Annotated in this window: 6 protein-coding genes; 4 read left to right on the plus strand and 2 right to left on the minus strand. The window is 58.4% G+C overall.

Going from position 1 to position 6,027, the window contains the following annotated elements:
* Window positions 1-31: 31 nt before the first annotated feature.
* A complete protein-coding gene (locus HHL08_RS23920; protein WP_235955278.1) occupies window positions 32-1,648 on the minus strand; it encodes an ABC1 kinase family protein in 1,617 nt (538 codons plus the stop codon).
* The gene (locus HHL08_RS23925; protein ID WP_024020669.1) at window positions 1,638-2,132 is read right to left on the minus strand and encodes a MarR family winged helix-turn-helix transcriptional regulator; all 495 of its coding nucleotides are present in this window, start codon (window positions 2,130-2,132) and stop codon (window positions 1,638-1,640) included. Before HHL08_RS23925 ends, HHL08_RS23920 begins: the two co-directional genes overlap by 11 nt.
* 222 nt (window positions 2,133-2,354) lie before the next feature.
* Here HHL08_RS23925 and HHL08_RS23930 point away from each other — a divergent pair, with 222 nt between their 5' ends.
* The 4 genes from HHL08_RS23930 (at window position 2,355) to HHL08_RS23945 (ending at window position 5,873) form a co-directional block, all read left to right on the plus strand.
* Window positions 2,355-3,464 carry an ABC transporter permease gene (locus tag HHL08_RS23930; RefSeq protein WP_235955279.1) on the plus strand — a complete coding sequence of 370 codons (1,110 nt, stop codon included), beginning with the start codon at window positions 2,355-2,357 and terminating at the stop codon, window positions 3,462-3,464.
* Between the two features lie 8 nt (window positions 3,465-3,472).
* Entirely contained in the window at window positions 3,473-4,249 is a 777-nt protein-coding gene (locus HHL08_RS23935) for an ABC transporter ATP-binding protein (RefSeq protein ID WP_031309820.1), read from the plus strand.
* Entirely contained in the window at window positions 4,249-5,178 is a 930-nt protein-coding gene (locus tag HHL08_RS23940; protein WP_024020666.1) for an MlaD family protein, read from the plus strand. Before HHL08_RS23935 ends, HHL08_RS23940 begins: the two co-directional genes overlap by 1 nt.
* Window positions 5,179-5,315: 137 nt before the next feature.
* Window positions 5,316-5,873, plus strand: a complete 558-nt coding sequence (locus tag HHL08_RS23945; RefSeq protein ID WP_235955281.1) for an ABC-type transport auxiliary lipoprotein family protein — start codon at window positions 5,316-5,318, stop codon at window positions 5,871-5,873.
* The last annotated feature ends 154 nt before the right edge of the window (window positions 5,874-6,027 follow it).

Here is a 6,027-nt window from a genome sequence, read left to right on the forward strand (position 1 = left end):
GCTTTTAATTTTCGCGAGATTTGGAACGTGATCACCGCCGCTTCACTCGTTCGCCAATTGCCAGGGCAATGGAAAGCACCGCCAGCAGCCCGGCGATGATCGGTTCCGAGGCGAAAAGGATTGCAGCACATATTCCCAATGCTGCGGGGTAGAGCTGGGGAGTGGCTCTGCTGTTGCGCTCATCGCCGCGCAATCGTTCAAGATCCCTGGGTGCGATACTGACGGTGATCGATCCGGTACGCGCAACTCTCTCGATCTGTCCCACCAGGCTCGGCGTTGACAAGGCGGCTCTTCCAAGCGCTGCAAACAGCTTGCCCGCTTCGCCACGCAATCGCGCCGGACTCGTTCGCTCGCGCATCAGTTCCTTTGCCAACGGAGCCAGTTCTCGAGTGATGTCGAATGTCGGATCGATGCGCCGGACAAATCCCTCTGCCGTGAGCAGCGTCCGGAGCACCAGTGCCAGATCGGGCGGGAGCGCGAGATGAAAGTCGCGCAGTATCGCAAAGACGATTTGGAAAATGTCGGTAAGGTCAATTTGCTCGAGCAGGACATTGCTGAAACGGTTGATCAGTTCGGCCAGGGCCTCTTCCAGCCTGACACGGTCAACATCAGGGTCGCCCGCCCAAAGCAGCAGAATATCGACGACCCCGCCTGTGTCCTCCGCCGCGATCGCCAGGCCAAGCCGTACCAATTCTTCCCGGCGTCGTGGCAGAAGCGTCCCCACCGCTCCGAAGTCGATAAGCCCCAGCGTTCCGTCCTCCAGGAAAAAGACGTTGCCGGGGTGGGGATCGGCGTGGAAATGACCATTGATGACGATCATGTGGAGGATCGCCTGCGCATAGGTGCTGGCGAGGCTAATGAGATCAAGGTCGCTTTGCCGCGCCGCCTCCAGATTGCTTGCCGGAACGCCTCGAAACCGCTCCTGTATGTTGACACGCCTGCCGGACAACTCCCAGTCAAAGCGAGCCGTTCGCACGCCGAAAGCTTTGAGATACTCTCCGATCGTATCGCTGGCGCGAGCTTCCGCGCCAAGGTCCATTTCCCGATCGATACTTTCAGCGAAGTGGCGCAGCAGTTCGTCCGGCTTTAGTCGCGCGATCTCGGGGATGCGGCGCTCTGCGATCCGGGCGACGCGGCGCAGCAGCCGAAGGTCGGCGTCGACAATCCGCTCGATCCCGGGACGACGGACCTTGACGATAACGTCCCGGCCGTCGAGCAGCGTTGCTGCATGGACCTGAGCGATCGAGCCGGCCGCAATCGCTTCGTCTTCAAAGGAGGCGAAATAGCTTTCCACAGTTCCGCCGATCGCCTCTTCGATAAGTGGTTGCACGGTGGCGAACGGCAGCGGCGGAACCCGGTCCTGAAGTTTCGAAAGCGCATCGATCCAATCGGGCTCCAGCAGATCACTTCGCATTGCAAGAATCTGCCCGAACTTGACCGCTGCAGGACCGATATCTTGCAGCAGCGCAACGACTGCTTCTGGTCGAGCGCTATCAAATGGTTCCTCACCACCCAGTCTGAGACCTAGCCGGGAGGCCATTCCCTTGAGGCCGTGTCGCCCGAACAGAAGCAGGATTTGTGCGAACCGCTCCCGCTCCTTCAATGCGACCGCTTCAGGCCCGTCCATCAAATGAGGATCAGCCATCATTATGTGCCTTGAGCGTGGGGACGCGACCTCGGCGGAAGCCAGCTTGCGTTTCGAGTTGATCCACGACCTTGTCGAGGTGAAGGATCGCCCTATCCAATGCTTCCAGTTCTTCCGCGGTCAAGCTGCCGAAGGTCTTCGCCACAATGCCATCGTAGAGTGGCAGGGCCTGCTCCAGCATCGCCCTGCCTGCGTCCGTGATTTCCACGAGCTTTACACGACGGTCCTCTTCAACGGGCGAGCGCGTGACCAGATCATTCTGCTCCAACCAGTCAATCGCCTGGGTTACCGTGCGCGGGGCCTGATCGAAGAAGCTTGCAATATCGGTTGAGCGGCTGGGTTGCTCGGCGAGATATACCAGCAGCTTAAGACGGGCCATCGATGCTCCTTGGGACGCAAGGTGCGTGTCGATCAGCCGCCGCATTCTGTACCAGGTCCAGCCAAAGGCCGTCGCGAGTGCGCGCAAATGAACTTCCTGAGGTTCCATATGTTATGTCCTTGCTCAATCTTCGATGGCATGGCAAGGGGAGAGGATAAAGTTATGACTGCGACGAAGCTGGCACCTCTTGGCCCATGGCGTGCCATTGCTCGATCATCATCGTGAGACCCCAATGCTTGACCATGCCAAGGTTCAAGATATGCGCTGCGTGGCGTTGATGCCAGCAGGAGCCGAAATCGTCCGCTGCTCAATTCCCATGCTGCTAGTGCGATGATCGCGGCAGATTGGCATATTGACGAGGGTGGCGGCCCGACTCTGCATGTGAGCGGTGACTGGACTTCGCTTGCTTTGGGCGATGCGGCAGGGCGCCTGGGTGCCCAGTCGGCCGGGAGTCTAGACGTGCAGCGTCTCGATCTTTCTGCTCTGGGGCGGATCGACACTGCCGGTGCCCTCCTGCTTTTGCGGTCCATGGCTCCAGACGCCGATATAGACTTTGGCGAAAGAGAGGATTTGCAAAGGCTGATAGACCTTGTTCGACCTGCCCTTGAACAAGATACGGCCGGTAAGGCTGGCGTCACTGGTGTTCTGGGATTTTTCGAGCGCTTCGGCCGTCAGGTAGTCGGGATCGCCGATGACGCCTACCAGATGCTGGTGTTCACTGGGCAGCTTATTGTGGCGCTCGGCCGTACCCTTGGCGATCCTCGCCGACTGCGCATGACGCCGCTTGTCGCGTTCATGCAGGACGCGGGCATTAATGGGCTTCCGATAGTTTTTATCATGACCTTCTTCATCGGCGCGGTCATTGCGCTCGTTGGCACCAACCTTTTGACAACGCTTGGCGTTGAGGTGTTCACGATCCAGTTGGTGGGCGTGGCCATCCTGCGCGAGTTCGGCGTGGTGATCACTGCCATCCTTCTGTCTGGACGTTCCGCATCTTCCTTTGCCGCTCAGATCGGTTCGATGCGGATGAACCAGGAAACCGATGCGATGCAGGTTATGGGCGTGGACCGCTTCGATGCGCTGGTAATCCCGCGCATCTTAGCCGCGCTTCTCATGATGCCTCTTATGACCTTCTGCGCGGATATCGGCGGTCTTGCTGGCGGACTCTTGGTCAGTTGGGTGACGATTGATATCAGCCCGGTCTTCTTCATCCAGCGTACGCTCGAAACGGTGGACATTAAGCATTTCTGGATAGGCATGTGCAAAGCGCCGTTTCTGGCTCTGATCATCGCTGCTGCGGGCTGTCGGCATGGCCTTATGGTCGGCGGCGACGTCCAAAGCCTTGGTCAAAATGTGACGTCCGCGGTCGTCCAGTCAATCTTCATGGTCATTATGTTCGATGCGATTTTCGCGGTTATCTTCATGGCGCTCGATCTGTGAGGGCGCTTGTGGAAACCGATGCCGAAGACGTGCCCATTCGCGTCAAAGGCCTGCGCACGGCTTTTGGCGACAAGGTCATCCATGAGGATCTCGGCCTTGAGGTCAAGCGCGGTGAGATATTGGGTGTGGTTGGCGGATCGGGTTCCGGTAAGTCGGTGCTGCTCAACACCATCCTGGGCCTCAAGCAGCCCGATGGCGGATCCGTCGAGATATTCGGGCAGGACATCCGCGATCCGCAAGCGCACAGTGAAGTCGAGCGTCGGATTGGGGTGATGTTCCAGCAAGGCGCATTATTCTCCTTTCTCACCGTACAAGAAAATGTCGAGGCGCCACTTCTGGAACATACGAAACTTACACGTGAGTATGTGCACGATCTTGCAAGGCTGAAGATCAAGCTTGCTGGTTTGCCGGAAGATGCAGGCTGCTTGAAGCCTGCCGAGCTATCTGGCGGAATGCGCAAGCGCGCGGGGGTAGCCCGCGCAATCGCGCTGGATCCTGATATCCTCTTTCTCGACGAGCCGACTGCCGGCCTCGATCCAATTGCTGCAGCCGAATTCGATGATCTTATCAGAACATTGCGGGATGCTCTTGGCTTCACCGTGTTCATAATAACCCACGACCTCGATACTCTGTACGCGATTTGCGACCGCGTTGCGGTTGTCGCTGACAAGAAAATCGCCGCTGTTGCAACGATCAAAGAACTTGAACGGTCAGATCACCCGTGGATCCGGAGCTATCTTCTGGGACCGCGCGGCCGTGCCGCGAAAAAAGAGAAAGAAAGCTGATGGAACGCCATGCCAACTATGCTCTGGTAGGCGCCGCCTCCATCGCGTTGCTTATCGCCACGCTTGTTTTTGTGGTCTGGCTCGGCGGTTCGGCCAAAGGAAGTGATTCTTACCAGATCGTGTTTCATGGGCCGGTCAGAGGTTTAAGCGTTGGAGGCGAAGTGCAGTTCAACGGCATCAAGGTCGGGGAAATCGGCGGAATCCGCCTCGACCAGCGCGACCCCAACCGTGTGATCACGGATATCGAACTGACGCGCGGGACACCGGTGCGCGAAGATTCGGTCGCATCCTCTGAAAGTCAGGGCATCTCAGGGGTCAGCATCGTTCAAATCAGCGCGGGCACGCCGAGCAAGCCGCTGCTCAAGACCAATGATCACGGTAAGCGGCCTGTCATCGCCAGCAAGCCCAACGCTATGTCTTCATTGCTGCAAGGCGGAGGACAGGTGGTGGCAAGCGCGACCGAGGCACTGAGCCGTGTGAACAAGGTCCTTTCGGATCGTAATATCGCCAACATCGGCGGTGCCATTCGCGATGTCCGAATGACTACGGCGGAACTGGCGGCCAATCGGACCATGTTCGCCCATGCCGGTTCCGCGCTCGCCAAACTGGATCGGGCGGCTGACGATATTCAGGGCGCGGCCTCGGCCGTTCGGCAGATTGCCGATGGCGATGGCAAGCGCGCCTTCGCCGATATCTCCCAGGCGGCAAACGAACTCAAATCGGCAGTTCATGAGGCTCGCGGCGTGATCGCCAAACTCGACACGCAAAGCGCCGATATCGGAACGACCACGATCCCTAATATCAATGCGACCATGCTGACCTTGCAAGAAACAGCTGAATCGCTGGACGGGCTAATTCGCGGGATCCGACAAAGTCCCCGCGAAGCTCTGGCCAAAAGCCGGGGTGCTGAACTGGAGTTGCCTAAGTGACATTATCAACCAGGAATCGGACTTTTGCACTTCTGTCGAGCGCCTTGCTGCTGGGTAGCTGTGGAAACCTGCTAGGCGGCGGCGAGCGCGCTGACCTTTTCAGGTTTGGCGTGGTTGAGCCCACGTCCGTCACCGGGATGCAGGGTGCGCTCCCGACTCGCTCTGTATCTCTGCTTCGCCCCCGGTTCTCGCAGGAGGTAGAGGGCGATCGCATGCTCACCACGCGGGGGGAACGTGCGCTCTACCTTAAGGGGGTTCGTTGGGTGGCGCCGGTCCCCGATCTTTTCACCCAGGCGCTGATGCGTCAATATGCGGCGCGGGCACCTGACGTGCGCCTGACGGGCGTCAGAAATGCCACCGGGGCATCGCATGCGCTGCAGATTGATATCGAGCGATTCGAAGCACGGTATGCCCTAGATGGGGGTGAAAAAGCACCGCCCACTGTCATTATCGAAGGCGATGCAACCCTGTTTGACCTTACTGATCGTCGTCCCGTTGAGGCCAAGCGCTTCTTGGTGCAGGAGCCAGCGTCCGCAAATACCACGAGCGGGATAGTCGCCGCTTTCGATCGTGCAGTAGCTCGCTCAACCACAGAATTGACGGATTGGTCCGCGCAAGCAGCGCGGAAGCATTCCACGGAGCGCGCGCTTGATACATCGAAGGATCGAATGGAACGCAAGCAGGGGATAAATTGATCATGAACTTGTCGCCGATCTCTACAATCTTAGTGTCTGATCCGAAATTAAGTTGAGTGGTATCAGCAGGTTGGCTTGACGGCCTGGCCTGTCGTTGATTCAGGGGTTTTGCGAAACTACCAAGGATCAACGATGTGGACCGATACCACTCGCG

Source organism: Sphingobium psychrophilum, assembly GCF_012927105.1.
In the GTDB taxonomy this organism is placed as follows: Bacteria; Pseudomonadota; Alphaproteobacteria; order Sphingomonadales; family Sphingomonadaceae; genus Sphingobium; species Sphingobium psychrophilum.